The sequence below is a fragment of the Actinophytocola sp. genome (assembly GCF_035762905.1).
Lineage (GTDB): Bacteria > Actinomycetota > Actinomycetes > Mycobacteriales > Pseudonocardiaceae > DASYTH01.
Window position 1 is genome coordinate 1 of the sequence record NZ_DASUCC010000156.1, and the last position, 26,359, is coordinate 26,359.

Consider the following 26,359-nt stretch of genomic DNA (forward strand, 5'->3'; position numbering starts at 1 on the left):
GAGATCTCCGACGCGCTGGAAAAGGTGTACGGCCGGCACGCCGCGCAGATCCGTACCATCACGGGCGTGTACCGCGACGAGGCCGGCCCGGCGACGAACATTGAGAACGTGCGCGCCGCCACCGACGCGTTCGCCGACGCCGAGGGCCGCCGGCCGCGCATCCTGGTGGCCAAGGTCGGCCAGGACGGGCACGACCGCGGCCAGAAGGTGATCGCCACGGCGTTCGCCGACCTCGGTTTCGACGTGGACGTCGGGCCGCTGTTCCAGACCCCGGGCGAGGTCGCGCGCCAGGCGGTGGAGGCCGACGTGCACATCGTCGGGGTCAACTCGCTGGCCGCCGGGCATCTCACGCTGGTGCCGGCGCTGCGCGACGAGCTTGCCGCGCTCGGCCGGGACGACATCATGATCGTGGTGGGTGGTGTCATCCCGCCCGGTGACCACGACGAGCTGCGTTCGCACGGTGCGTCGGCGATCTTCGGTCCGGGCACGGTGATTGCGGACGCGGCCGGCGATCTGGTGCGCGGGCTGGCGTCGGCGCACGGGCACCCGCTGTAGTCGATGAGCCGTCCGCTCGATCTCGCCGCGTACGTGGAGGGTGTGCTGGCCGCGGACCGCGGGGTGCTGTCCAAGGCGATCACCCTGGTGGAGTCCCGCCGTCCGGATCACCGTGAGCTGGCCCAGTCGTTGCTGGTCGAGCTGCTCCCGCACGCCGGCGGCGCCCATCGGGTCGGTATCACCGGCGTTCCCGGCGTCGGCAAGTCCACCTTCGTCGACGCCCTCGGCAGCATGCTCACGGCTGCCGGGCACCGGGTCGCCGTCCTCGCCGTCGACCCGTCGTCGACCCGGACCGGCGGCTCGATCCTGGGCGACAAGACCCGCATGGCGCGCCTGTCCGTGGATCCGGCGGCCTTCATCCGCCCGTCACCGACCTCGGGAACGCTTGGCGGCGTCGCCAAGGCCACCCGCGAGACCATCGTGCTGATGGAGGCCGCCGGCTACGACATCGTCCTGATCGAAACCGTCGGCGTCGGCCAGTCCGAGGTCGCCGTCGCCAACATGGTCGACTGCTTCCTGCTGCTCACCCTCGCCCGCACCGGCGACCAACTCCAGGGCATCAAGAAAGGCGTGCTGGAGCTGGCCGACGTCATCGCCGTCAACAAGGCCGATCCCCCGCACACCCGCGAAGCCCAGAAAGCCGCCCGCGACCTCTCCGGTGCCCTCCGGCTCCTCCGTTCCCCCGACCCGAACTGGACCACCCCCGTCCTCACCTGCAGCGCACTAAACGGCACCGGCCTAGACGAACTGTGGGCCACGATCGAACGCCACCACGACACCCTCACCAGCTCCGGCGCTCTGGCCGAAAAACGCCGCCGTCAACAGGTCGACTGGACCTGGACCATGGTCCGCGACACCCTCCTCCACCGCCTCCACGACCACCCCGAAGTCCGCCGCATCACCCCCCACCTCGAACACCAAGTCCGCGACGGCCACCTCACCCCCACCCTCGCCGCCGACCAAATCCTCCAAGCCTTCACCCACCACCCCCCACCCCCCTACCCCACCCGCACCCCCATCGACTGCCGCTCCGGTGACCGGCATTTCGCCGACCCGGCTCCCTCCGATCCCCTTTCGGAGTTCCACACTTCGCCCCAGACCCCGCCAGCCCGCCCTCTGAACTCACCCGCGCTCTGGTCGGCTTTGGTTCCGGTGACCAGCCCCTCCAGCCCCCCTTTGGTGGTCCGCGCTCGTCCCGGACCCCGCCAGCCCCCGCCCCATCCCATCCCCTACCACCTCTTCCTTCCAGCCCCATGAACCTTCCTCATCCACCTCTCCCTGCGCCGTACCCGATCCGTTCTTCCCCACCGCCACCTGGCTGGGGTTCTCGCGCGTCATGCCAAATCCGCGCTGGGCCTTCATGGGCCCCGCTCTCCGAGCCCGCTACCCTTCGTCCTCGACGCCACCACCCACCGGTCCGATCGTTCCCAGGCCGTGATCGTCTGTCGACTCCGGCGGCGCAGCCATTCCCTCCCACGTCGCGGGATTGGTGGCTCAATCCCGCCCGGCTGCCTGGTAGTTCCGCCATCAGGCCGTTCCCATATCGCGAGATGTAATCGTCTTATCACTCGCGCTCGATCGGGTGGACAAGTAATGTGATCTCATGAAGCGTGTGGTCGCCCGGTTACTCCTCGTGGCGGCTTTCATGCTCCTTGTAGCGGCGCCTACCGGCATCTCGGTGAGTGCGTCGGCCGCGCCAGCAAGCGTCGTGGCGGTTCAACAGCCAACCCCGACGCCCAATCCGACCGCCCCGACTGGTCCGAACCTCACCCCGGAACAGCAGTCCGACAAGGCAAAACAGAAGCTGTTCATCGGAATCATGGCGGCGATGCTGCTGGCAATCGTCATCGTTGGCCGGAGTACCCGGCGCAGGATCAGAAGGAAGAAGCAGGGCGCGGTCTCGTCATGATCAGTTATCGATTGTGATCGACTAGCCAGGCCGAATTTCTTCGGGCCGCTCGGCGCATTGCTAGTACCGGCGAGCCCACCCTAAGGATCCTTGTGCAAAGCTCCAGCGCCGATGGTGCACGATTTGTTGGAACGTTTCGGAACCGACCGAACTTGCGGAGGAGGGATCGCGTTGACGGTGCTCGACTCGCGGTCCGATAGACCGCAGGATCGCCGCCGGCCGGCCGACCCGGGTGTGCTGCTGACCAGTGACGGCGTCAGGATGCCTCCTGTGGAGGACATCGGCGTTGGACGGGGGCCGTCCTGGCTGGACGACTGGTTGGCGCGCAACGGCGCCGACGTGATCGCTTGGTATCGCCACATTCATGCCTACCCCGAGCTGTCCCGGCATGAGTTCAACACCACGGAGCTGGTCGCCGGGCTGCTCTCCTCGGCTGGCCTGCGGCCCCGGCTGCTGCCCTCAGGCACCGGCCTGGTGTGCGAGATCGGCTCCGGCGGGCGCTGTGTGGCCCTGCGCGCGGACATGGACGCGTTGCCGCTCACCGAGCTGACCGGGCTGCCCTACTCCTCGACCGTGGTCGGCGCCTGCCACGCCTGCGGGCACGACGCGCACACCGCCATGCTTGTCGCCGCCGGGCTCGCCCTGGCGTCGGCCCCCGAGCTGCCCGGCCGGGTGCGCCTGGTCTTCCAACCGGCCGAGGAGGTCATGCCGGGCGGGGCGCTGGACGTCATCGCCGCCGGCGGGGTGGACGGCGTGGACTCGATCTTCGGCCTGCACTGCGACCCCCGGCTCGAGGTGGGCCGGGTGGGCACCCGGATCGGCGCCATCACGTCGGCCACCGACCTGCTCGAGCTGCAGCTCACCTCGCCGGGCGGGCACACCTCCCGCCCGCACCTGACCGCCGACCTGGTGCACGCCCTCGGTCACGTGATCACCGGCCTTCCCGCCCTGCTGTCCCGCCGGGTCGACCCGCGCTCCGGAACGGTGCTGGTGTGGGGGTCCGTGCACGCCGGCGAGGCCGCCAACGCCGTCCCCCAGGACGGGGTGCTACGCGGCACCCTGCGCACCGGCGACCACGAGGTCTGGGCCGACCTGGAGCCCCTGGTGTCCGGCCTGGTCCAGTCCCTGCTCGCGCCCACCGGCGTCGGCTTCAAGCTGCACCACCAGCGCGGCGTTCCCCCGGTGATGAACGAACCCGAGTGCACCCAGGTCCTGCGCGCCGGCGTCGAAGCCGCCCTCGGCGAGGATGCATTGGCCGGCACCAAGCAGTCCTCCGGCGGCGAGGACTTCGGCTGGTACCTCGAACAGCTTCCCGGCTCCTTCGGCCGCCTCGGCGTCTGGTCCGGCGAGGGTCAACCCCCCGACCTCCACCAACCCACCTTCCGCCTCGACGAACGCGCCCTCCTCGTCGGCACCCGGGTCCTCACCCACACCGCCCTAGCCGCCCTCGCCTAACCACCCCGGCCCCACGCGGCACTGGCGCCAGTCACTGATTCCCGCTTCGGGCACCTGACTCGCCAGCTCCGGTCGCCGAGTTCCCGCCTCGGACATCCGAGTCGCTGGTTCCGGTGGTCGAGTTGCCGTTTCGGGCAACCGAGTCGCTGGTTTCGGCGGTCGAGTTGCCGTTCGGGCAACCGAAATCCGGGTTCCGGTGGTCGAGTTGCCGTTTCGGGCAACCGAAATCCGGGTTCCGGTCGTTGAGTTCCGGGTCGGGGATCCGAGTCGCTGGTTCCGGTGGTCGAGTTGCCGTATCGGCCCCCGACTTCTCGGCTCTGGTCGCTGAGTTGCCGTCTCGGACGCTCAAGTCCCGGTCTCCAGTGCCGAGCTGTCGTTTCGGGTACGCGCCGGGTCGGCGGTTCCGGCCGCCGAGTTCCCGTTTCAGGCACCCGAGTCGGGTTGGTTCGCCGATCGGGATGGGGCAGCGCACGGCGTGGCCGACCCGAATCGGGTTGCCGAATCGGCAGGTCGTCGGCCGGAACCGGGTAGTCGTGGTCTCGAGTTGGCAACTCGCCGCGGGCACAGTGGGAATTTGGCGAGTTGCCGGTCCCGGCACCCGAGATGCCGGTTCGATCCCGCGCAGATCCCGGAACCGGTCAGGCGACGTGGCGGCGGCGGTTGATGGCGGCGCGGATCGCCGTGATCAGGCGCGTGGGATCGCGAAGATCGGGAGCGGTGGCGCGGATGACCCGCCAGCCTCGGCGCCGGAGGTCGGCCTCCCGCTCCGCGTCGCGTTCCGCGCGGTCCTCGTGGGCGTCGCGGCCGTCGTACTCGAGCGCCACCCGGGGCTCCTCCCAGGCGAAGTCGATGCGATACCGCTCCCGCCCATCGATGTCCAGGATGCGGTACTGCGGTGTGGGCAGCGGCAGACCGGCGTCGTACAGCTTCAGCAGCACGGCGCTCTCGGCGGGCGACTCCGGCAGCCCGGTGGCCAGGCCGAGGAGCACCGCGCCGCGCCGCCGGCCACGCGGGTCGGCGCGGGCGCGGATGCGGCGGAAGACCTCGGCCCGAAACCTGTCCCGGTGCGGCGGGTCGAGGCCGGCGATGGCCTGATCAGCGCAGGCCAGCGCCACCGGCCGGTGCGTCCGGCACAGCAGCTCGGCGAGCACGATCTCGAACGCCAGCACCCGTAGCCCGTCCAGCTCGAGCACCTCGGCCTCGTCGAACTCGCCCTGGTGCAGGGCGAGCCCCGGCCGCGGCCCCACCTTGCGGTCGTAGCCGGACAGCACGTGCACCGGGCCGTCCTCGGCCGCACTACAGCCATACATCAGCGCGGCCGTATGACTGGTGAGCGCCGCCTGGCGACCGACGAACAGCAGCGCCGCCGCGGACCGCGTCGGCAGCTCCAACATGCGGCGCCGGTCGACAAGAACATTTCGTGAATAGCGCACGAGCAGGCCGTCGCGCAACAGCGTGCGCACGTGCGGAAGGCCCACCTGGTCAATGAGGTCGGAACGGCGGTAGGCGCCGTGCAGACCGTGCAGAAGTTCGGTCGTCATATGTCAAACACTGCCGCGTCTACAGAGGGTCGCAACCAGTAAGGCGCGATCTGTGGACAACCGAATCGGCTGTGGATAACCGGGGCTTCCTAGGAGGCGAAATCGTCCCGAATCGGCAACTCAGCTGCCGGAAACGGGGACTCGCGGATTTTCATGGGCCGATGCCGTGACAGGGGCGAGTTCGGAGCGCGGAGACGTAGTCTGCTGGTGCGCCGGCGGCCTCGGCAGCGTCGGCCATGACCCCCAGATAACGAGCAGAAGGGAGACCACCCTCGTAGGCATCCAAGACATACAGCCAGGCAAGAACGGAGCCCTCCAAGGTCTGCACCCGGAGACGGATCTTGGTGTGTAGGCCGAGTTCACTGCCCTCCCACCGGTCCAGGCGAGCCTCATCCTCCCGGGTGACGTCGTAGAGCACCACGAAAACCTGGGCGTCCGGATCCTCGACGAGAGTGGCGAGCGCACCCTCCCAGCCGAGGTCCTCCCCGCCGAAGGTGAGGCGCCAACCAACGAGCCAGCCGGTGCCCGCCATCGGCGAGTGCGGAGCTCGCTCCATCATCTGAGCGGGATCCATGTTGGACCCATACGCGGCGTAGAGCGGCACGTCGGACAGCGTAGCGATACACACGATCACGTGAGGGGATGAAGCAGGCAGCCAACACCGTGTCACGCGTACCGTGACGACGAGCGGACCGTGACACGCGTGAGGAGGACCTGTGACCCGGATCGTGATCATGGGCGGGGGTCCGGCGGGCTACGAAGCCGCGCTGGTTGCCGCTCAGCACGGAGCCGACGTCACCATCGTCGAGCGGGACGGCCTCGGCGGGGCGTGCGTGCTGTACGACTGCGTGCCGTCCAAGACGTTCATCGCCTCGGCGGATGCCCGGTCGACCCTGCACCGCGCGGACGAGCTGGGCATTCGCACTCGTGATCTGCCGATCGACGTCGAGCTGCCGGTTGTACACGGTCGAGTTAAGGGCCTTGCCCTGGCTCAGTCCGCGGACGTGCGCAACCGGGTGCTGCGCGAGGGCGTACGGGTGATCAACGGCACGGCCCGGTTCCACGACGAGCATCCGGGGCTCGCCGCGCACCGGGTCCAGGCCACCGGCCTGAACGGTGAGACCGAGGTGCTGCCCGCCGATGTGGTGCTGATCGCGACCGGTGCCACGCCGCGGGTGCTGCCCGGAGCCGAGCCGGACGGCGAGCGGGTCCTGGACTGGCGCCAGATCTACGAGCTGCCCGAGCTGCCCGAACACCTGGTGGTGGTCGGCTCCGGCGTCACCGGTGCGGAGTTCGCCTCGGCGTACACCGAGATGGGGGTGAAGGTCACCCTGATCTCGAGCCGGGACCGGGTGCTGCCGCACGAGGACGCCGACGCGGCGGCGGTGCTCGAGGACGTGTTCGCCGAGCGCGGGACGACCGTGCTCAAGCACAGCAGGGCCGAACGCGTGCAGCGCGTCGGCGACGAGGTGATCGTGGAGCTGAAGGGAGGTGAGAAGGTCCGGGCCAGCCACGCGCTGATGACCGTCGGCTCGGTACCCAACACGGTCGACATCGGCTTGGAGAAGATCGGCGTCGAGCCCGGTCCGGGCGGGTTCGTCTCGGTCGACCGGGTGTCACGGACCAGCACTCCGGGGGTGTATGCCGCCGGGGACTGCACCGGTGTGCTGATGCTCGCCAGTGTCGCCGCGATGCAGGGCCGGATAGCGATGTGGCACGCGCTCGGCGAGGGAGTGGCGCCGATCAAGCTGAAGACCGTGGCGGCCAACGTGTTCACCCATCCCGAGATCGCCACGGTCGGGATCAGCCAACTGGCCATCGACTCCGGTGAGGTGCCGGCCAGGACGATCATGTTGCCGCTCGCCACCAACGCGCGGGCAAAGATGGAAGGTCTGCGGCGCGGCTTCGTGAAGCTGTTCTGCCGCCCGGCGACCGGTGTGGTGATCGGCGGCGTGGTGGTGGCACCGCGGGCGAGCGAGCTGATCCTGCCGATCGCGCTGGCCGTGCAGAACCAGCTCACCGTGGAGGACCTGGCGCTGACGTTCTCGGTGTATCCGTCCCTGTCCGGGTCGATCACCGAGGCAGGTCGTCAGCTCATGCGCCACGACGACCTGGACTGACCGCCGAGTGCGTACCGGCGCCGCGGCACCGGCACGCGATCTCGGCGACCGGTTGGGTCAGTCGTCGTGCTCGACCCAGTCGAAGGTGCGGGTAACCGCTTTCTTCCACAGCCGGAAGGTCTTCTCCCGGTCGGCCTCGGCCATCTGCGGCGTCCACTCCTTGTCCTTGGCCCAGTTGTTCCGGACGTCGTCCTCGCCGGCCCAGAAGCCGACCGCGAGCCCGGCCGCGTAGGCGGCACCAAGAGCGGTGGTCTCGGCGACCATCGGGCGGATCACCGGAACGTTGAGGATGTCCGCCTGGAACTGCATGAGCAGCTCATTGCCGACCATGCCGCCATCGACCTTGAGGGAGGTGAGCGCGACACCCGAGTCCGCGTTCATGGCATCGATCACCTCGCGGGTCTGGAAGGCAGTGGCCTCCAGGACCGCGCGGGCGAGGTGGCCCCGGTTGACGTACCGGGTCAGACCGACGACCGCTCCGCGGGCATCGGATCGCCAGTACGGAGCGAACAGGCCGGAGAACGCCGGCACCACATAGCACCCGCCGTTGTCCTCGACGGTCCGAGCCAGCTCCTCGATCTCCGGCGCGGAGCTGATCATGCTCAGGTTGTCCCGGATCCACTGCACCAGCGAGCCGGTGACGGCGATTGCGCCCTCCAGCGCATACACCGTGTCCTGCTGCCCGAGCTTGTAGCACACCGTGGTGAGCAGCCCGTTCTTGCTCAGCACCTGCTCGGTGCCGGTGTTGAGCAGCACGAAGTTGCCCGTGCCATAGGTGTTCTTGGCCTCGCCGGGGGACAGGCACGCCTGGCCGAACGTGGCCGCCTGCTGGTCACCGAGGATGCCCGAGACCGGCACCCCGCTCAGCACACCGCGCTCCCGGACCCGCCCGTACTCCTCCGACGAGGAACGGATCTCCGGCAGCATCGACAGCGGGACACCGACCTCGTCGGCGATGTCCGAGTCCCAGGACAGCGAGTGCAGGTCCATGAGCAGCGTGCGGGAGGCGTTGGTCGGGTCGGTGACGTGCACGCCACCGTCCGGCCCGCCGGTCATGTTCCACAGCACCCAGGTGTCCATGTTGCCGAACAGCAGGTCGCCGGCCTCGGCCCGCTGCCGCGCGCCGTCGACGTTGTCCAGGATCCAACGAATCTTGGGACCGGAGAAGTACGTCGCGATCGGCAACCCGGTCTTGGGCCGGTAGCGCTCCTGGCCACCGCCGAGCGCGCCGAGCTCGTTGCAGATCCGGTCGGTTCTGGTGTCTTGCCACACGACCGCGTTGTAGACGGGCTTTCCGGTGTTCTTGTCCCACACCACGGCGGTCTCGCGCTGGTTGGTGATGCCCACCGCGGCGATGTCCCCCACGTGCAGGTCGGCCTTGGCCAGTGCGGCGGCCGTCACCTCGCGGGTGTTGGCCCACACCTCCTCCGGATCGTGCTCGACCCAGCCCGCCTTGGGGAAGATCTGCTCGTGCTCCTTCTGGTCGATCGAGACCACTTCACCGGCATGACTGAAGATCATGCATCGGGTCGAGGTCGTGCCCTGGTCGATCGCTGCCACATAGCTGGTCATCTGGCAGGTGCCTCTCTGTTACCGGTTCGGTCAGGACGGAAGGATCTGGGACAGCAGTCCGGCGAGCACGCCACCGATGATCGGGCCGACCACCGGGACCCAGGAGTAGTTCCAGTCGGCGGCGCCCTTGTTCCTGATCGGCAGGATGGCGTACGCGATCCGCGGACCCAGGTCACGAGCCGGGTTGATGGCGTAACCGGTCGGCCCACCGAGCGAGTTGCCGATACCGATCACGACGAACGCTACCGCCGCGTAGCCCAGTGCCGCATTGCCGAACTGCGGCAGCCCGCCGTCCGTACCCTGCGCCACGCCCGGGCTGAGGAGGATCCAGAACACCAGGACGAACGTGCCGATGACCTCTGTGACCGTGTTCCAGGCGTAGTTCGGCACGGTCGGACCGGTGGCGAAGATCCCCCGGGTGTTCGCCGGCTCGTCGTGCGTGTCGAACTGCAGCTTGTACGCCGCCCAGCACAGCACCGCGCCCAGAATGGCACCGATCATCTGGCCGATCAGGTACGCCGGAACGTCACCCCATTCGAGCTTGTCCGCCGACGCCAAACCGAGCGTCACCGCCGGGTTGAGGTGGGCACCGCTCGGGGCGGCGATGCTCGCTCCGATGAAGACCGCGAAACCCCAGCCGAAGTTGATCAGCAGCCAGCCCCCGCCGCTGCCCAATGTCTTTTTCAGCACGACATTCGCCACGACGCCGCAACCCATCAGTGTCAGGGCAGCGGTCCCCAACAGTTCCCAGAGGAAGATCTCGCCAAAGCTCAAATCCATGGTCTGCCTCCCGCGGCTAGTTGGCGGGCAGGCAGAGACGGCCTTTGGTTGTTGGGCCGGCGTCCTTGCCTACCCTGAGCGATCTCGGACGCTACGTGACCATGGTCAACCTGTCTATGGTTGAGACGCCTTTCCACCTGGGTAAGCGGTACCGTGGGTTGCCTGGACACGGGAGGCGATCGTGGTCAACAGCAAGGCTGATCCGCCTGCCGGCGCCACTGTGGACGTTAGCGGTGGCCGGCTGGGCCCGGCGGAACGGGAAGACGCGTGGCAGCGCCTCGGTACGGAGGCGTTCGACATCGTCGTGATCGGCGGTGGGGTCGTCGGCGCGGGCACCGCACTGGACGCGGCGACCAGAGGACTGCGGGTCGCGCTGGTCGAGGCCCGCGATCTAGCGTCGGGCACGTCCAGCCGGTCCAGCAAGCTGTTCCATGGCGGGCTGCGTTATCTGGAGCAGCTCGAGTTCGGCTTGGTGCGGGAGGCGCTGCGGGAGCGGGAGCTGATGCTCACCAGGATCGCGCCGCACCTGGTGAAGCCGGTGAGCTTCCTGTACCCGCTGCGCCATCGGGTGTGGGAGCGCCCGTACACCGCGGCCGGGCTGTTTCTGTACGACCGGATGGGCGGCGCGCGGTCGGTGCCCGGGCAGAAGCACCTCAGCAAGGCGGGTGCGCTGCGGATGGTGCCGGCGCTGCGGCGCGACTCGCTGGTGGGCGGAATCCGGTACTACGACGCGCAGGCCGACGACGCCCGGCACACGATGACCGTCGCGCGCAGTGCGGCCCACTACGGCGCTGTGGTGCGCACATCGACCCAGGTGGTCGGGATGGTGCGGGAGGCCGACCGGGTGGCCGGGGTCCGGGTGCGGGACGTGGAGGACGGCCGGGAGACCGAGGTCCGGGCGAACGCCGTGATCAACGCGACCGGGGTGTGGACCGACGAGCTGCAGCGGCTGGCCGGTAGCCGCGGCCGGTTCAGGGTGCGGGCCAGCAAGGGCGTGCACATCGTGGTGCCGCGGAACCGCATCGTGTCGGAACCCGGATCGGAGACCGGGATCATCCTGCGTACCGAGAAGTCGGTGCTGTTCGTCATCCCGTGGGGTAACCACTGGATCGTCGGAACGACCGACACCGACTGGAATCTCGATCTGGCCCACCCCGCGGCCACCAAGCAGGACATCGACTACATCCTTGATCATGTGAACGCCGTGCTTGCCTCGCCGCTGACGCATGAGGACATCGAGGGTGTGTACGCCGGGCTGCGGCCGCTGCTGGCCGGCGAGAGCGAGGAGACGTCCAAGCTGACCCGCGAGCACGCGGTGGCCCGGGTGGCGCCGGGCATGGTGGCGATCGCCGGCGGGAAGTACACGACGTACCGGGTGATGGCCGCGGACGCGGTCGACGCGGCGTCGGTGGATCTGCCGGGACGGCTGCAGCCGTCGATCACCGACAAGGTGCCGCTGCTCGGCGCGGACGGCTACCACGCGCTGGTGAACCAGGCGGATCAGCTGGGCTCGCGGTACGGGCTGCACCCGCACCGGATCCGGCATCTGCTCAACCGGTACGGGTCGATGGTGCACGAGGTGCTCGGGGCGGCCGCCGGCCAGCCGGACCTGCTGCGCCCGCTCGGTGGTGCGCCGGACTACCTGCGGGTCGAGGCGGTGTACGCGGCCAGCCACGAGGGCGCGCTGCACCTGGAGGACGTGCTGGCGCGACGGACCCGGATCTCGATCGAGTATCCGCACCGCGGGGTGGGAACCGCCGAGGAGGTGGCCGAGTTGATGGGTGACGTGCTCGGCTGGGACTCGGCCACCCGGGAACGGGAACTCAAGATCTACCAGGCCCGGGTCGAGGCGGAACGGGACTCCCAGAACCAGCCCGACGATCAGGCCGCCGACGCCCGGCGATCCGCCGCCCCGGAGGCCCGCCCCAACATCCTCGAACCCGTTTCCTGACTGAATTCCGGCCGTTCGCGGTCGGGACCCGGCATCTCGATTGGGTCGAGCCGGCAACTCGAATGCAGGAGCCGGCGATTCGGGTGTCCCGGACGGGTGCTTGGGGCCGGTGGTTCGGGTGTTGGGGTCGGGAACGCGGGTGCGGGGGCTGGTGGTTCGGGTGTTCTGGCCGGCGACTCGCACGGTTGGGCCGGCGGCTCGCGTGTTGGGGTTGGCGGCTCGGGTGTTGGAGCCGGTGACTCGCGTGCTGGAGCCGGCGGTTTGGGCGCCCTGGACGGTAGTCGGGATCTGCGTGCCGGTGACTCGGTGTTGGAGCCGGTGGTTCGGTTGCTGGAGTCGAGAACGCGCGTGGTGCGGCCGGCGGCTCGGGTGTTCTGGCCGGCGACTGACACGGTTGGGCCGGCGGCTCGCGTACTGGGGTTGGCGGCTCGGGTGTTGGAGCCGGTGGTTGGGGCGCTGGAGTCGGAAACGCGGGTGCGGGGGCTGGTGGTTTTGGGTGTCCTGACCGGCGACTCGCACGGCTGGGCCGGCGGCTCGCGTGTTGGGGTTGGCGGTTCGGGTGCTGGCTGTGAGTCGGGTGTTGGAGCCGGTGACTTGGATGCCGGAGTCGAGAACTCTGGCTACTGGGGTCGGTGACTCGGGTTCTCTGGTCGGGAGTTCGGGTGCTGCGGCCGGAGACTCGGCTGCTGCGGCCGGTGACTCGGGTTCTCTGGTCGGGAGTTCGGCTGGTGCGGCCGGGGCTCGGCTGCTGCGGCCGGTGACTCGGGCGCTGCGGCTGGTGGCTCGGGCGCTGGGGTCGGCGACTCGGGTGCTGGGGTCGGCGGTTCGCGTGCGAGTTTGGCTGGCCTCTCGGGTGCCCGAAACTGGGAACTCGGTGGCTGGAGACGGTGGTTCGGTTGTTGGGTTGGTGGTTGCGTGTGGGGTTGCCGGTCCGGGTGTGGGGTGGCCGGCTTGCTATGGGATGGGGCTGGGGGTGAGGTGTGGCGGGGGAAGGGGGAGTTAGTGGGGGGTGTCGCCGATGACGGTGGGGGGGAGGTTGTGTTCTTCGCCGTCGATGGAGACGGATTCGGTGACGCGCTCGTCGGTGGTGCGGTGTCGGCGGCCGGGGGTGGCGCCCCGGACTTCGTTGTCGGGGGTGTCGTCGAACCAGGGGGCGGAGCCGATCACCTCGGAGCCGAAGCGGCGGAGCATGGGCTTGTCCTGGGGGTGGCCGGGGCCGGCGGCGGCACCTGGCGTTGCCGCCGCCGGCGTCCCAGCCGCCGCGGCCATTTGGCCTGCTGCGGCGGACTGCATGTCGGGCCCGGTGATGCCGCCGCCCAGGCCGGTGAAGCCGGCACCGATGCTCGAGCCGGCGGTGGGGACGGGGGCGCCGGCGCGTGGGCCGGTGGGGGCGCCTGAGCCGGAGCCTGAGCCGGAGCCGGCGCCTGAGCCGGGGGGGACGGCGCCGGGGCCGGAGCCCGGGCCGTGGGCGCCGCCGGGGCCGGGACCGTAGCCGGTGCCGGAGCCGTAGCTGTTCGTGTGGCCGGAGCCGGTGCCGTAGGTGGTGCCGGTGCCGTAGCTGGTGCCGGTACCGGTGCGGCCGCTGCCGGAGCTGAACCGGCCGCCACCACCACCGACGAAGGTGGGTCCGAACATCGGCGCGTTGGGGCCGGCGGCGCCGGTGTAGGTGCCCGGGCCGGGACGCATCGGGGTGGCTTCGGCGGCGGCGCCGGACGTGCCCCAGTTGAAGTGCGGCTCGCGGTGCGGGTTTCCGCCCGCGCCGGCCGGAACCACGGCCGGGCCGACGCCCGCGCCGGGCGCGAGGCCGGTGGTGATCGCGGCGGCCGGGGTGGTGAGCACGACGCCCGACCCGCGGTGCCGGTTCAGCTCGCCGGTGTCGACCACGACCGCGGCCGGCGGGCTGAACGCGGCCATCGTGTCCGTGTTGATCTGGCTGCTGCGCTGGTAGTTGGTCATCACCTCGAACGCCTTCTGCTGCCCGGCCGTCGCCGCGGTCTCCACCGGCTCCTGGTCGGTCTGCGTGGCGATCACCTGCACGGCCGGCGCGGTGGCCGGATCCGGCGCGGTCGGCGGCACGTCCTCGGGCACCGGCATGTCGGCCCGGGCCCGGGCCAGCGCATCGGCCTGCACATCGACCAGCTCGCGCATCTCGCCGGCCTGGCCCGCGGTGCGGTGTGCCCAGTCGACCAGCACGGCGAGCGCGTCATAGGCCTGTCCGGCGGCCCGGCCGTTCCAGCCGGCCCCGGTCCGGTCGATCGCGGACTGCAGGTCCTCGCCGACCTCGGTGAGCGTGGCGGCGATCTCCGACCAGCGGCGCGAGGCGTCGGCCGAGGCGCCCGGACCCGCGCCCTCGTGTAACAGCTTGTACAGCTCCTGGTGGGTGAAGCCCTGCCACCGGGTGGCGTCGGCGGTCTGCTCGGCCATCAGTCGCCCGTCCCCTCCTCCTGCTTACCCACGGTCACGCTGCTGTCCTCATCGGACAGTTGGTACTGGGCCGCGGTGCGGTCCAGCGCGTCCACGGCGTTGTCCAACTGGCCCCGGTAGGCCTCCAGTTGGCGCAGCGCAGACTCGCCGGAGCCCACCGAACGGGCGTTGAAGGCCTCGGTCGCATCGGCGCTGACCGGATCATTGGCCCACGGTGTGATACGCAGGTCGGCGTTGGCCAGTTCGACCTGCCGGCTCACCTTTGCGAGCGCATCGGCAAAGGCGTCCCGTAGTGCGGGCACGGCCGCGCGATCGACCACTAACTGGTTGCCGGTGCTACCGTCTGCTACCACGCCGGCCTCCGATCCGGTTTCGTGGATACCTGTGGTGTGTCCACTGTATCGGTCTGTGATGCTCGGATTCGACCGTTCGGCCACATTTCCTGGACGTGCGGTTTCCGGTCCAGGTTCCGGTCAGCCGTAGGTCAACACCGGGTGGCCACCAGGACCACCATCCGCTCTTCGGCGCCGTCCCCGCGGACGGCTTGCTCGACCTGCTCGGTTCGTTCAAAACCGCACTTCTCGGCCACTCGCGCCGAGGCCAGGTTGGACTCGAAGTGCCGGTACAGCACGCGCTCCAGCCCGAGTGCACCGAAACCGAACCGCAACGCGGCGCCCAGTGCGTGGGACGCCGTGCCGCGCCCCCGCCCGGCCGGATGGGTCCAGCAGGACGCCTCGGCCGTGCCGGCGGCGAGGTCGAGATCCTTCAGGCCGACCTCACCGAGCAACTCGCCGGTGGTCGGATCGGCCACCGCCCACGAGCACCGCTCGCCGGCCGTCCACTCCTTGGCCCGGCGCGCGATGTAGACACCCGCGCCGGCAAGATCGTCGATCTGGATGCCGGGCACCCACCGCCGGGTCTCCGGATCGGCGAAGCCCTCCACCACCGCCGCACGGTCGTCGACGCGATCATCGGCCCGCAGCGCGCGCAGATAGTAGAGCCCCAGATTGATCTCAACCGGTTCCACGGAACAACGTTAGCCCTGGGCACCGACAGTTTTCGGCGTGCCGGTCAGTCCCACGGCCGGCGCCGGCCGTGGCCCCGGCGGCGCCGGTCGGGCGCCCAGTCCTCGCCGAAGATGGCCCCGCCGAGGATCGCGAACACCGCCGGAATCAGGAACACGTACCAGTACCGGAACACGGTCAGGAACAGAACCAGCGCGATGATCCCGGACAGGGGCACCATCGCGGCCCAGATCCGCTGGCCCACCGCCCGGCTGTCCGGCCGGCCGGCGGGCGCCGGAGCGCGCCGGGGCGCCACCGCCGCGGCGAAGTGCGGCCGCGGGTCCGGCAGGTCGTCGAACAGTTCGAGCAGCTCACCCCGGGTCTTCGCGGTCGCCACCCGAGCCGTGCGGTCGCCGTACTCGTCCACGCCCAGCCGGCCATCGCTCATGTGCTCACCGAGCTTGCGAATGGCGTCCTCGCGCTCGATGTCGCCGATGCGGATGTTCGACGGGTCGCTCTCCACAGTCGAATCCTACGTGCGCCGCACGGGTCGCAGGTCCCATCTGAGAAGCGTCTCAGCCGGTCAACTCGGTCAGTCCTTGAGCTCGCAGAGCACGCTGCCCTGGGTGACCGTCTCACCGGTACCGACCGCCAGGCCGGTGACGGTGCCGGCCTTGTGCGCGGTGACCGGGTTCTCCATCTTCATGGCCTCGAGGACCACGACCAGTTCGCCGGCCTGGACCTGCTGGCCGTCCTCGACGGCGATCTTGACGATGGTGCCCTGCATCGGCGCGGTGACCGCGTCGCCGGAGGCCGCGGCGGTCTTGCCGCCGCTGCGCTTGCGCGGCGCGGCCTTGGCCACGGCCTGCTCACCGCCGCCGGCACCGCCGGCCGCGGCCAGGTTGGCCGGCAGCGACACCTCCAGCCGCCGGCCGCCGACCTCGACGACGATGCTCTGCCGCTGGTCGGCCTCCGGAGCTTCGGCGGCGTCGGTGAACGGCGCGATGGTGTTGTCGAACTCGGTCTCGATCCATCGGGTGTGCACCGTGAAACCCTGCTCGTCGCCGACGAAGGCGGGATCACGAACGATGGCGCGGTGGAACGGCAGCACGGTGGCCATGCCCTCGACGATCATCTCGTCCAGCGCCCGCCGGGACCGCTCCAACGCCTCGGTGCGGGTCTCGCCGGTGACGATCACCTTGGCCAGCAGCGAGTCGAACTGCCCGCCGATCACATCTCCGGACTCGACTCCGGCGTCCACCCGCACGCCCGGGCCGGACGGGGCGACGAACCGGGTGACGGTGCCGGGCGCGGGCAGGAAGTTGCGGCCGGCGTCCTCACCGTTGATCCGGAACTCGATCGAGTGCCCGCGCGGGGTGGGGTCCTCGGCCAGGCGCAGCTTCTCGCCGGCGGCGATGCGGAACTGCTCGCGCACCAGATCGACGCCGGTGGTCTCCTCGGAGACCGGGTGCTCGACCTGCAGCCGGGTGTTGACCTCAAGGAATGAGATCGTGCCGTCCTGGCCGACCAGGTACTCCACCGTGCCGGCCCCGGAGTAGCCGGCCTCCCGGCAGATCGCCTTGGCCGACGAGTGGATCGCCGCCCGCTGCTCCGAGGTCAGGAACGGCGCCGGCGCCTCCTCGACCAGCTTCTGGTGCCGGCGCTGCAGCGAGCAGTCCCGGGTGCCCACCACGACCACGTTGCCGTGCTTGTCCGCAAGCACCTGCGCCTCGACATGCCGCGGCTTGTCCAGATACCGCTCCACGAAGCACTCGCCCCGGCCGAACGCGGCCACCGCCTCGCGCACCGCCGAATCGAACAGCTCCGGGATCTCCTCCAGCGTGCGGGCCACCTTCAACCCGCGCCCACCGCCACCGAACGCCGCCTTGATCGCCACCGGTAGACCGTGCTCGGACGCGAAGGCCACCACCTCGTCCGGGCCGGCCACCGGCTCCTTCGTGCCCGGCACCAGCGGCGCCCCCGCCCGCGTCGCGATGTGCCGCGCGGTCACCTTGTCGCCCAGGTCCCGAATCGCCTGCGGATCCGGTCCGATCCAGGTCAACCCGGCATCGATCACGGCCTGTGCGAAGTCGGCGTTCTCGGCCAGGAACCCGTAACCCGGGTGCACCGCATCCGCCCCGGCCCGGCGCGCCACCTCGATCAGCTTGTCGATCGCCAGGTAGGTCTCGGCCGCGGTCGCACCGCCCAACGCGAACGCCTCGTCGGCGAGCCGGGCGAACACCGCGTCCCGGTCCGGGTCCGCGTACCCGACTACACTGCCCAGTCCGGCGTCCCGGCAGGCGCGGATCACCCGGACGGCGATCTCCCCACGGTTCGCCACGAGTACCTTGCGCACGCCTTCCTCCTTGCTCCCGACTCGGGCACGCTCCGAGGGAGTTTACGGACTGGGACCGCAGCGGTATCGAGAGCAAACTCACGCGCGCTGGAGGGCGGTGACATGGCCGGTCGGGTACCGCGGTCGTTGATCGCGGCCGTGCTGTTGGCGATGCTGGTCGCGGCCGGTGCCGTGGCCGCCGCGGGGGTTCTCCGGTACCGGGCCGCCGAGGCCGCGGCCAGGGCCGCGACCAGCGAAAAGGCCGCACCCAACGAGATCGACGCGCGGGGTTGCCTTGCCGAGCCGTGCCAGGTGCTGGCCTTCACCACGGTCGGCGGCACCAGCGTCGAGCTGGTGGCCGACAACGGCGCGCGGTCCGGCCGGCTGCGCGTCGGCGGGGTGAACGGCCAGGTGATCCCGGCCACGGTCACCGACCACGACGTGCTGCTGACCCAGGACTCACTGCAGTGCGTGTCCGGCGGCTGGTCGGCCTGCCTGATCAGGGGTCGGGACAAGGACGACCGGGTGTTCGGCCAGCTGATCGTCGGCCGGTCCGGCAACTGGGCGTCCCGGCAGCTGTTCGTGTCCGACGCCGGGTATCTGGCCCTGGCCGAAGTGGCGGGCAACTCCTCGCCGGAGGTGCTGGCCGCCCAGTACGTGTGCGGTGACGAGCCGTGCACCGACAAGCCGGTCCGGGTGCGGGTGTTCGACCTGCAGGGCAACGCCACCCTGTGCACCACGCGGAACTACCCGAGCCTGGACAAGCTGCCGGGGTATCCGGCCGTGCAGCTCAACCAGCCGGCGCTGGGGAAGTGCCCGTAGCCGGTCCCCACAGGTCCACCACGGACACACCGACCTCGGCCAGCAGGCGCCGGGTGAGCGGCAGGCTGATGCCGATCACGCTGGACGGGACCCCGTCCACGCCGTCGACGAACCAGCCGCCAAGCAGGTCCAGGGTGAACCCGCCGGCCACCGCCAGCGGCTCGCCACTGGCCAGGTACGCCTCCAGCTCCGCCTCGGTCGGCTGTCCGAACCGGACGGTGGTGCGTTCGGTTCCGCTCGCCCCGCGCACCGCGGAACCGTCCGGGCGCAGTACGGCGTGCCCGGTGAGCAGCACCCCGGTGCCGCCCGCCATCGCCGCCCAGCGTTTGCGCGCGACCTCGGCCGTGCCCGGCTTGCCGACCACGGCGCCGTCGAACAGCAGCATCGAGTCGCAGCCGACCACCACCGCGTCCGGCAGGTCGACCCGGGACAGCACGGCGCGCGCCTTGGCCTCCGCCAGCGCCGCCACCAACTCCTCCGGCCCGGGGTCGGTCAGCGCGGCGGCCACCGCGTCCTCGTCCACTCCGGACACCAGCACGACCGGCTCCACCCCGGCCGCGCGGAGCACGGAAAGCCGGGCGGGCGAGGCGGAGGCGAGCACCAGACGCACGGTGAGCGAGCCTAACGGGGCGCGGTCAGCGTCCCGGTCCGGGCGGGCTCGCGCAGCCCGGCGGCGCTGATCATGCCCAGGATCAGCACCACCACCGGCAGCACCAGGGTCGCCTTGGCGGCGTTGGTGAAACCGAGGTGGAAGGCGTCGGTGGCGACCGTGCGGACGTGTTCGACCACGGCAGGCGGCAGTTCGGACGGCAGCCGCGGGCCGGTGCCGGAGAACTGGCTGGCGGTGTTCGCCGCCCGGGTGATCCCGTCGACGAACTCGTCGCGGTACTGGAACGGCAGCCGCTCGGCGTGCTCGCGCGCGGCGTCCGGCACCGCGACCGCGATGCCCACCTGCAGCAGCACCCCACTGGCCGCGCTGCCGAGCACCCCGCCGACCTGGCGGGCGGTGTTGAACACCCCGGACGCCGCCCCGACCAGCTCACCTGGAACCCAGGCCATGGCCGCGCTGGTCAGCGGCGAGTACACCAGGCCGATGCCCAGCCCGGCGACCACCAGACCGGGTACAAGCAGCGCGGGCACGGTGTCCGGTTGCGCCTGCCAGGCCAGCCCGATCGTGCCGGCGGCCAGCGTGCCGAGGCCGAACATCACGAAGTGCCGGGCCTGCACCCGGGTCCAGGTCCGGCCGGCCGCCACCGCGGCCAACCCCGCGGCCACCGCCATCGGCAGGGTGAGCAGGCTGCACTCCAGCGCGGTCAGCCCGAGCACGGTCTGCAGGTAGATCACCAGCGGCAGGAACATGCCGGTGGTGGCGAAGCCCAGCGCCGCGTGGGTCAGGTTGGCGTTGGCGAACACGTTGCCGATCGGTCCGGCGAACATGCGCAGCGGCAGCAGCGGCTCGCCGGGTGTGCGGCGCTGCCACACCACGAACGCCACCAGCAGCGCCACGCCGACCGCGATCACCATCGGCACGGTGACCGGTCCGGCCACCCGGCCCCAGTGGTAGTGCTGGCCGTTCTGCACGCCGAACACCACCGCGAACAGCCCGGCCGAGCCGAGCACCGCGCCCGGCACGTCGAACCGGCTGCGCAACCCCGGCAGCCAGTCCGGCAGGAACACCACGGCGACCGCCAGGCTGACCAGGCCGACCGGCACGTTCAGCAGGAAGATCCACCGCCAGTCCAGGTGCTGCACCAGTAACCCGCCGAGCACCGGCCCGGTGATGATCGCGATGCCGGCCGCCGCGCCCCAGACCGCGATCGGCGCCCGGCGCCGGTCCGGCGGGAACAGCCGGCTGATGAACGCCAAGGTCTGCGGCGCCATGGCAGCGGCACCCAGCCCCTGCACGGCCCGGGCCGCGATCAGCTCGCCGGGGGAGCGGGCCAGGCCGCACCACAGCGAGGCCGCGGTGAACAGCACCAGCCCGGCCAGCAGCACCCGCTTGGGGCCGAACCGGTCCCCGAGCCGGCCGGTGAGCAGCAGCGGCACCGTGTTGGCCAGCAGGTAGACGCTGTTCACCCAGATGATCTGGTTGAGGTTGGCGGACAGCCCGGTGAGCATCGACGGGATCGCGACCGTCACGATCGTCGAGTCGAGCATCAGCATGAAGAAGCACACGCACAGCGCGGCGAACGCCAGCCACGGGTTGCGCTCGCCGCGGTTCACGGATGCTCCTTGCGGTCGGTCAGGGCAGCAGACCGGACGCGCGCCACGCTCCCGGCCCATGTGCGATGGGACGGCGAACCATGGTCCGCGGATCCGACCACACCGGCCGGCCGGCCGACGATTCGGCCGAGCGTGCCGCCGAGGACAGCGCACCGACCACGGCGACGACCGCGGCCAACTCGTCGTCGGCCGGCATACCCCGCACCACCCGCAGGTACGGCTTATCTGTGCTCATGGTTCGCTCCGGGTCGGCCGCTGCTGGTGTCGGCTTCCTTCGTGCGCTGCTCGCCGCTCGTTCCTCGCGGCTGTGCTGCTCCTCGGTCCAGCCGACACCGCGGCCGAGCCTGCGCTCACGGTCATAGCGGGATGTTCCCGTGCTTCTTCGGCGGCAGCGTCTCCCGCTTGTCCCGCAGCAGCCGCAGTGCGCGGGCCACGTAGGCGCGGGTGTAGGAGGGCGGGATCACCGAGTCGACGTAGCCGCGCTCGGCCGCCATGTACGGGTTGCACAGCGTGTCCTCGTACTCCATCTGCAGCTGCGCCCGCAGCGCGTCGACGTCCTCGCCGTTCTCCGCCGCCTTGGCCAGCCGCTTGCGGTGCACGATGTTGGCCGCGCCCTGCGCACCCATCACGGCGATCTGCGCGGTCGGCCACGCCACGTTCATGTCCGCGCCGAGGTGCTTGGAGCCCATCACGTCGTAGGCGCCGCCGTAGGCCTTGCGGGTGATCACGGTGACCTTGGGGACGGTGGCCTCGGCGTAGGCGTAGATCAGCTTGGCGCCGCGCCGGATGATGCCGTTCCACTCCTGGTCGGTGCCCGGCAGGAAGCCCGGCACGTCCACGAAGGTCAGCACCGGGACGTTGAACGCGTCGCAGGTGCGCACGAACCGGGCGGCCTTCTCGGCGGCGTTGATGTCCAGGCAGCCGGCGAACTGGGTTGGCTGGTTGGCCACGATCCCGACGCTGTGGCCCTCCACCCGGCCGAACCCGACCAGGATGTTCGGCGCGAACAGCGGGTGCACCTCGAGGAACTCGCCGTCGTCGATCACCCGGGTGATCACCTCGTGCATGTCGTACGGCTGGTTCGGCGAGTCGGGGATCAGCGTGTCCAGCTCCCGGTCGGTGTCGATGATCGAGTCGGCGACCGAGCCGTTGTCGGTGAACCCCTCGAACACCGGCGGGTCGGACATGTTGTTGGACGGCAGGAAGGACAGCAGCTCCTTGACATAGGAGATCGCGTCCTCCTCGTCGGCGGCCAGGTAGTGCGCGTTGCCGGACTTGGTGTTGTGCGTGCGGGCCCCGCCCAGCTCCTCGAACCCGACGTCCTCGCCGGTCACCGTCTTGATCACGTCCGGGCCGGTGATGAACATGTGCGAGGTCTGGTCGACCATCACCACGAAGTCGGTGATCGCCGGCGAGTACACGTGCCCGCCCGCGTTCGCCCCCATGATCAGCGAGATCTGCGGGATCACCCCGGAGGCCCTGGTGTTACGGAAGAAGATCTCCCCGTAGAGGCCGAGCGAGACCACCCCCTCCTGGATCCGCGCGCCGCCGCCCTCGTTGATCCCGACGATCGGGCGGCCGGTCTTGATCGCCAGGTCCATCACCTTGACGATCTTCTCGCCGTACACCTCACCGAGGCTGCCGCCGAAGACCGTCACGTCCTGGCTGAACACGCACACCGGCCGGCCGTCGATGGTGCCGTAGCCGGTCACCACGCCGTCGCCGTAGGGGCGGTTCTGCTCCTGGCCGAAGTTCGTCGAGCGGTGCCGGGCCAGCTCGTCGAGCTCGACGAACGAGCCGGGATCGAGCAGCATGTCGATCCGCTCCCGAGCGGTCTTCTTCCCCCTGGCGTGCTGCCGCTCCACCGCCCGCGCCGACCCGGCGTGCACCGCCTCGTCGTTGCGCAGGTAGAGGTCGGCCAGCTTGCCGGCCGTGGTGTGGATGTCCGGGACCGCATCGGGAACCTGGCCCACCGGCTGGGTCGCACTACTCATGGAAGGGGAGCCTAATCGCGGGTGGCCGCAGCGCCGCTGGAGGAGTGTTCACCGTCTCTCTGGGGTCCCGATACGGTGTCCGTTGTGGACGCGACCGCGCTGCGCGCATCGCTGGTGGCGCCGTCCGGGCCGTACGCCGCCCTGGACGTGGTGCCGAGCACCGGTTCGACCAACGCCGACCTGGCCGCGGCGGCGGTGGCGGGCGCCGCGGACCGGACCGTGCTGATCGCCGAACGGCAGACCGCGGGGCGCGGCCGCCGGGGCCGGGAGTGGGTGTCCCCGCCGGCCGGCGTCTACCTGTCGGTGCTGCTGCGTCCGGACCCGGTGCCGGCCGCGCGGCTGGGCGGCCTTGCCGTGGTCGCCGGGCTGGCGCTGGTCCGCACGGCCGCCGGTGCCGGGGTGGCCGCGGAGCTGAAGTGGCCCAACGACCTGCTGGCCGGCGCCGGCAAGTGCGCCGGCGTGCTGTCCGAGGCGGTGCCCGGCGGCGTGGTGGTCGGCATCGGCCTGAACGTGGCCGCGCTGCCGGCCGAGGTTCCGCCCGGTCCGGGCGGGCTCCCGGCGACCTCGCTCGAACAGTCCGGAGCCGGCCGGCTGGACCGCACCGCGGTGGCCGGCGCGCTGCTGGCAGCGTTCGCGGAGTACGAGACCCGCTGGCGGGCGGCGGACGGCGACCTGGCCGCCGCCGGACTGCTCGACGAGTACCGGCGGGCCTGCCGGACGCTGGGCCGGCGGGTGCGGGTCGAGCTGCCGGACGGGGAGCTGACCGGCACCGCGACCGGCGTCGACGCCGGTGGTGAGCTGGTGGTCGACACCGACGGCGGGACCCGGCGGACGCTGTCCGCGGGCGATGTGGTGCACCTCCGGGCAACCCCCTGACCGTTACCCCACCCGGGCCCGCCCGGACAGGTACGGTTACCGCGACAACGAACGGTGTCGTGACGTTCGGGAGGAACACCGTGGCCTACCCCGAGGACCTGCTCAGCCAAGGCGAACAGGTCGTCATCCACAAGCATCCGCACTGGAAGATGCTGCTGCTGCCGTACCTCGCCCTGATCGTCATCCTGGGTGTGGGCATCTGGCTCTACATCCTCGCCCAGGACGCCTCCGGTCCGTGGAACACGGTCTCGTCGATCGCCATCGGGGTCATCGGCCTTGCGCTGATCGCCTGGCTGTTCCTGGCGCCGCTCCTGCGCTGGCGCACCACCCACTTCATCGTGACCACCGACCGGGTGATGGCCCGGGAGGGCGTGATCAAGCGGACCGGCATCGACATCCCCATGTCCCGGATCAGCAGCGTGCGGTTCGAGCACGGCCTGATCGACCGGATCGTCGGCTGCGGCACGCTGATCGTCGAGTCGTCGTCCCAGGAACCGCTGGAGTTCGACGACATCCCGAACGTGGAGAAGGTGCACTCGCACATCTACCGCGAGGTCAACGACAACCCGCTGGACGACTACCGCGCGTCCGGCGCGACGGCGCCCTACACCCAGCAGGGCCCGCCGCCGGACCCGCGCGGCCGGTAGGTGCCGGCCAGGGCGCTCGGCCTGCCGGTGCGCAGCCCGGCGCCGAACCTGCCTGAGCGGGTCACGATCTGGGAGGTCGGGCCGCGCGACGGCCTGCAGAACGAGCCGAACACGGTTCCGGTCGAGGTGAAGCTGGAGTTCCTCGACCGGCTGGCCGGCAGTGGTCTGACCGTGCTGGAGGCGACCAGCTTCGTGCACCCGAAATGGGTGCCGCAACTCGCCGACGCCGAGCAGTTGCTCGCCGGGCTGGACCGCCGGCCCGGCGTGCGCTATCCGGTCCTGGTACCCAACGAGCGCGGGCTGGACCGGGCGCTGGCCGCCGGGGTGCGGCACATCGCGATCTTCGCAAGCGCCACCGAGACGTTCGCCGGCCGCAACCTCAACCGCACGCTCGACGAGCAGTTCGCGATGTTCGACCCGGTGGTGAGCCGGGCCCGGGCCGAGGGCCTTGACGTGCGCGGTTACGTGTCGATGTGCTTCGGCGACCCGTGGGAGGGCCCGGTCGACCCGGCGCAGGTGGTCGCGGTCGGCACCAGGCTGCTCGGCATGGGCTGCGCGCAGCTCTCCCTCGGCGACACCATCGGGGTGGCCACCGCCGGCCAGGTCGAGGCGCTGCTCGGCGCGTTCCGGTCCGCCGGCACCGACATCGACGCACTGGCCGTGCACTTCCACGACACCTACGGCCAGGCGCTGGCCAACACGCTGGCGGCGCTGCGGCAGGGAGTGACCACCGTGGACTCCTCGGCCGGCGGCCTCGGCGGCTGCCCGTACGCCGAGTCGGCCACCGGCAACCTGGCCACCGAGGACCTGGTGTGGCTGCTGGACGGTCTCGGCGTGCACACCGGCGTCGACCTGGACCGGCTGGCCGACACCAGCGCGTGGATGGCGCAGCGGCTCGGCCGGCCGAGCCCGTCCCGCGTGGTCCGGGCGCTGCGGGGCTGAGCCGATGCGGGTGGTGGAGCTGTCCGAGCGCACCTGGCCGGCGCTGGAGTCGCTGTTCGGGCGCAACGGCGCCGACGGCGGCTGCTGGTGCATGTTCTTCCGGTTGCCCGGTCCGCAGTTCCGGGCCGGGCTGCACGAGCCGAACCGGGCCGCGCTGCACGCGCTGGCCGGTGCGGACGAGCCGGTCGGACTGCTGGCGATGGACGGCGACGCCGCGGTCGGCTGGGTGGCCGTCGCGCCACGCGCGGTCTACCGCAGACTCGCCCGGTCGCCGGTGGCGAAACCGGTGGACCCGGCCGAGGACCTGACCGGGGTGTGGTCGGTGACCTGCTTCTTCGTGCATCGCACCGCGCGCCGGTCCGGCACCGCCGCGCTGTTGCTGGACGAGGCGGTGGCCTTCGCGGCGGCTCGCGGCGCCCGGCTCGTCGAGGGATATCCGGTGGACACCGCGGGCGAGCGCCGGCCGTCCGCCGACCTGTATCACGGCACGCTGTCGCTGTTCCTGGCCGCCGGGTTCCGGATGGTGCAGCGGCGCGGGACCCGGCGGGCCCTGGTCCGCCGGGAGATCCGGTGAGGCCGCCGGCCGCGGAGCTTGCGCCCGGCCCGATGCTGGTGTGGCGCTGTGCCCGGCCGTGGCTGGCGATCTCGTCGGCTCCGCTCGGCGGCGGTCTTGGCGAGCGGAGCTGGGTGGTCAACGCGACCGTGCCGGCCGGCTACCGGCGGCTCGATCCCGACGTGCACCTGGCCGGCCTGGCCGGAGCGGCCGGGCTGACCGGTGCCGGGGTGGGCCTGCTGACCGCGGTGGACGTGCGGGACGTGGTGCACGAGACCGACTCCGGCGTGCAGGCCTGGGTGACCACGGGCATCGGCGGGCACCCGACCTGGGCCGCCGCCGGCGACCCGGTCGAATGTCCGAGCCGGGTTGGCACGATCAACGCGGTGTGCTGGCTGCCGGTGCGGCTGGCCGAGGCGGCGCTGGTGAACGCGGTCGCCACGGTGGCCGAGGCCAAGGCCCAGGCGCTGGTCGAGGCCGGCATCGCGGGAACGGGCACGGCCACCGACGCGACCGTGCTGCTGTGCCCGCCGGCCGGGCCGGCCGAGCCGTTCGGCGGCCCGCGCTCCCCGGTCGGCGCGGCACTGGCCAGGGCGGTGCACGCGGCGATTCGTGCGGGGCTGCGGGCGTCCGCCTAACATCACCCGAGCGGGTGG

Annotated in this window: 24 protein-coding genes and 1 pseudogene; 12 read left to right on the forward strand and 13 right to left on the reverse strand. The window is 71.0% G+C overall.

The features are described from left to right. The 4 genes and pseudogenes from VFV67_RS34540 to VFV67_RS34555 all read left to right on the forward strand — a co-directional run. Positions 1–555, forward strand: a 555-nt coding sequence (locus VFV67_RS34540) for a cobalamin-dependent protein (protein ID WP_326474929.1), incomplete at its 5' end; no start/stop codon positions are given. A 3-nt stretch (positions 556–558) separates the two neighbouring features. After that, positions 559–1,536, forward strand: a pseudogene (gene meaB / locus VFV67_RS34545) (methylmalonyl Co-A mutase-associated GTPase MeaB); the annotation flags it as partial. 622 nt (positions 1,537–2,158) lie between these two features. Further along, positions 2,159–2,464 carry a hypothetical protein gene (locus tag VFV67_RS34550; RefSeq protein ID WP_326474930.1) on the forward strand — a complete coding sequence of 102 codons (306 nt, stop codon included), beginning with the start codon at positions 2,159–2,161 and terminating at the stop codon, positions 2,462–2,464. Between the two features lie 171 nt (positions 2,465–2,635). Further along, positions 2,636–3,919 carry an amidohydrolase gene (locus VFV67_RS34555; protein WP_326474931.1) on the forward strand — a complete coding sequence of 428 codons (1,284 nt, stop codon included), beginning with the start codon at positions 2,636–2,638 and terminating at the stop codon, positions 3,917–3,919. A gap of 638 nt (positions 3,920–4,557) precedes the next feature. On the opposite strand, the gene VFV67_RS34560 is transcribed toward VFV67_RS34555, so the two are convergent. Both VFV67_RS34560 and VFV67_RS34565 read right to left on the reverse strand, forming a co-directional pair. After that, positions 4,558–5,460, reverse strand: a complete 903-nt coding sequence (locus tag VFV67_RS34560) for an endonuclease domain-containing protein (RefSeq protein ID WP_326474932.1) — start codon at positions 5,458–5,460, stop codon at positions 4,558–4,560. A 151-nt stretch (positions 5,461–5,611) separates the two neighbouring features. Then, on the reverse strand, positions 5,612–6,064 hold the full coding sequence (locus VFV67_RS34565) for a gamma-glutamylcyclotransferase family protein (protein ID WP_326474933.1): 453 nt from the start codon (positions 6,062–6,064) through the stop codon (positions 5,612–5,614). Between the two features lie 112 nt (positions 6,065–6,176). On the opposite strand from VFV67_RS34565, the gene VFV67_RS34570 reads away from it, so the two are divergent. Next, the gene (locus tag VFV67_RS34570; protein WP_326474934.1) at positions 6,177–7,580 is read left to right on the forward strand and encodes an NAD(P)H-quinone dehydrogenase; all 1,404 of its coding nucleotides are present in this window, start codon (positions 6,177–6,179) and stop codon (positions 7,578–7,580) included. 57 nt (positions 7,581–7,637) lie between these two features. Here VFV67_RS34570 and glpK read toward each other — a convergent pair whose 3' ends face one another. Next, on the reverse strand, positions 7,638–9,152 hold the full coding sequence (glpK, locus tag VFV67_RS34575; RefSeq protein ID WP_326474935.1) for a glycerol kinase GlpK: 1,515 nt from the start codon (positions 9,150–9,152) through the stop codon (positions 7,638–7,640). Between the two features lie 30 nt (positions 9,153–9,182). Next, positions 9,183–9,926 (reverse strand): MIP/aquaporin family protein, encoded by a 744-nt coding sequence (locus tag VFV67_RS34580; RefSeq protein WP_326475013.1) that lies wholly within the window; start codon positions 9,924–9,926, stop codon positions 9,183–9,185. A gap of 187 nt (positions 9,927–10,113) precedes the next feature. Between VFV67_RS34580 and glpD the strand changes: the two genes are divergently transcribed. Then, the gene (glpD, locus tag VFV67_RS34585) at positions 10,114–11,883 is read left to right on the forward strand and encodes a glycerol-3-phosphate dehydrogenase (RefSeq protein WP_326474936.1); all 1,770 of its coding nucleotides are present in this window, start codon (positions 10,114–10,116) and stop codon (positions 11,881–11,883) included. Positions 11,884–12,882: 999 nt separating this feature from the next. Here glpD and VFV67_RS34590 read toward each other — a convergent pair. The 5 genes from VFV67_RS34590 to VFV67_RS34610 all read right to left on the reverse strand — a co-directional run bounded on the left by VFV67_RS34590 (position 12,883) and on the right by VFV67_RS34610 (position 17,667). Beyond that, complete coding sequence (locus tag VFV67_RS34590) at positions 12,883–14,307, reverse strand: PPE domain-containing protein (RefSeq protein ID WP_326474937.1); 1,425 nt, start codon at positions 14,305–14,307, stop codon at positions 12,883–12,885. Further along, positions 14,307–14,660, reverse strand: a complete 354-nt coding sequence (locus tag VFV67_RS34595; protein ID WP_326474938.1) for a transcriptional regulator — start codon at positions 14,658–14,660, stop codon at positions 14,307–14,309. The genes VFV67_RS34590 and VFV67_RS34595 overlap by 1 nt, the downstream gene beginning before the upstream one ends. A 131-nt stretch (positions 14,661–14,791) precedes the next feature. Then, a complete protein-coding gene (locus tag VFV67_RS34600) occupies positions 14,792–15,334 on the reverse strand; it encodes a GNAT family N-acetyltransferase (RefSeq protein ID WP_326474939.1) in 543 nt (180 codons plus the stop codon). 44 nt (positions 15,335–15,378) lie between these two features. Beyond that, positions 15,379–15,834 (reverse strand): DUF1707 domain-containing protein, encoded by a 456-nt coding sequence (locus VFV67_RS34605; protein WP_326474940.1) that lies wholly within the window; start codon positions 15,832–15,834, stop codon positions 15,379–15,381. Positions 15,835–15,903: 69 nt separating this feature from the next. Further along, a complete protein-coding gene (locus VFV67_RS34610; protein ID WP_326474941.1) occupies positions 15,904–17,667 on the reverse strand; it encodes an acetyl/propionyl/methylcrotonyl-CoA carboxylase subunit alpha in 1,764 nt (587 codons plus the stop codon). Positions 17,668–17,769: 102 nt separating this feature from the next. Between VFV67_RS34610 and VFV67_RS34615 the strand changes: the two genes are divergently transcribed. Then, complete coding sequence (locus VFV67_RS34615) at positions 17,770–18,468, forward strand: hypothetical protein (protein ID WP_326474942.1); 699 nt, start codon at positions 17,770–17,772, stop codon at positions 18,466–18,468. On the opposite strand, the gene VFV67_RS34620 is transcribed toward VFV67_RS34615, so the two are convergent. The 4 genes from VFV67_RS34620 to VFV67_RS34635 all read right to left on the reverse strand — a co-directional run bounded on the left by VFV67_RS34620 (position 18,437) and on the right by VFV67_RS34635 (position 22,685). Then, positions 18,437–19,078, reverse strand: coding sequence for a Maf family protein (locus VFV67_RS34620; protein ID WP_326474943.1), 642 nt, complete (start codon positions 19,076–19,078; stop codon positions 18,437–18,439). The two genes, VFV67_RS34615 and VFV67_RS34620, sit on opposite strands and share 32 nt — an antisense overlap. Before the next feature lie 11 nt (positions 19,079–19,089). After that, the gene (locus VFV67_RS34625; protein ID WP_326474944.1) at positions 19,090–20,691 is read right to left on the reverse strand and encodes a DHA2 family efflux MFS transporter permease subunit; all 1,602 of its coding nucleotides are present in this window, start codon (positions 20,689–20,691) and stop codon (positions 19,090–19,092) included. A 19-nt stretch (positions 20,692–20,710) separates the two neighbouring features. Next, complete coding sequence (locus VFV67_RS34630; protein WP_326474945.1) at positions 20,711–20,926, reverse strand: acyl-CoA carboxylase epsilon subunit; 216 nt, start codon at positions 20,924–20,926, stop codon at positions 20,711–20,713. 121 nt (positions 20,927–21,047) lie between these two features. Beyond that, the gene (locus VFV67_RS34635; RefSeq protein ID WP_326474946.1) at positions 21,048–22,685 is read right to left on the reverse strand and encodes an acyl-CoA carboxylase subunit beta; all 1,638 of its coding nucleotides are present in this window, start codon (positions 22,683–22,685) and stop codon (positions 21,048–21,050) included. Positions 22,686–22,760: 75 nt separating this feature from the next. Here VFV67_RS34635 and VFV67_RS34640 point away from each other — a divergent pair, with 75 nt between their 5' ends. The 5 genes from VFV67_RS34640 (at position 22,761) to VFV67_RS34660 (ending at position 26,341) form a co-directional block, all read left to right on the forward strand. Then, a complete protein-coding gene (locus VFV67_RS34640; protein ID WP_326474947.1) occupies positions 22,761–23,561 on the forward strand; it encodes a biotin--[acetyl-CoA-carboxylase] ligase in 801 nt (266 codons plus the stop codon). Positions 23,562–23,641: 80 nt separating this feature from the next. Further along, complete coding sequence (locus VFV67_RS34645) at positions 23,642–24,208, forward strand: PH domain-containing protein (protein ID WP_326475014.1); 567 nt, start codon at positions 23,642–23,644, stop codon at positions 24,206–24,208. Next, positions 24,209–25,150, forward strand: coding sequence for a hydroxymethylglutaryl-CoA lyase (locus tag VFV67_RS34650; protein ID WP_326474948.1), 942 nt, complete (start codon positions 24,209–24,211; stop codon positions 25,148–25,150). It begins immediately after the preceding gene. A 4-nt stretch (positions 25,151–25,154) separates the two neighbouring features. Beyond that, on the forward strand, positions 25,155–25,724 hold the full coding sequence (locus tag VFV67_RS34655) for a GNAT family N-acetyltransferase (RefSeq protein WP_326474949.1): 570 nt from the start codon (positions 25,155–25,157) through the stop codon (positions 25,722–25,724). Further along, positions 25,721–26,341 (forward strand): adenosylcobinamide amidohydrolase, encoded by a 621-nt coding sequence (locus tag VFV67_RS34660; RefSeq protein WP_326474950.1) that lies wholly within the window; start codon positions 25,721–25,723, stop codon positions 26,339–26,341. The genes VFV67_RS34655 and VFV67_RS34660 overlap by 4 nt, the downstream gene beginning before the upstream one ends. Positions 26,342–26,359: the final 18 nt, after the last annotated feature.

What these genes read in the sequence shown, in the direction of transcription:
- VFV67_RS34550 (WP_326474930.1), top strand. Translation starts at nt 2,159, where the DNA reads ATGAAGCGTGTGGTCGCCCGGTTACTCCTCGTGGCGGCTTTCATGCTC.
- VFV67_RS34560 (WP_326474932.1), bottom strand. Translation starts at nt 5,460, where the DNA reads ATGACGACCGAACTTCTGCACGGTCTGCACGGCGCCTACCGCCGTTCC.
- glpK (WP_326474935.1), bottom strand. Translation starts at nt 9,152, where the DNA reads ATGACCAGCTATGTGGCAGCGATCGACCAGGGCACGACCTCGACCCGA.
- VFV67_RS34590 (WP_326474937.1), bottom strand. Translation starts at nt 14,307, where the DNA reads ATGGCCGAGCAGACCGCCGACGCCACCCGGTGGCAGGGCTTCACCCAC.
- VFV67_RS34615 (WP_326474942.1), top strand. Translation starts at nt 17,770, where the DNA reads ATGGCCGGTCGGGTACCGCGGTCGTTGATCGCGGCCGTGCTGTTGGCG.
- VFV67_RS34630 (WP_326474945.1), bottom strand. Translation starts at nt 20,926, where the DNA reads ATGAGCACAGATAAGCCGTACCTGCGGGTGGTGCGGGGTATGCCGGCC.
- VFV67_RS34635 (WP_326474946.1), bottom strand. Translation starts at nt 22,685, where the DNA reads ATGAGTAGTGCGACCCAGCCGGTGGGCCAGGTTCCCGATGCGGTCCCG.
- VFV67_RS34655 (WP_326474949.1), top strand. Translation starts at nt 25,155, where the DNA reads ATGCGGGTGGTGGAGCTGTCCGAGCGCACCTGGCCGGCGCTGGAGTCG.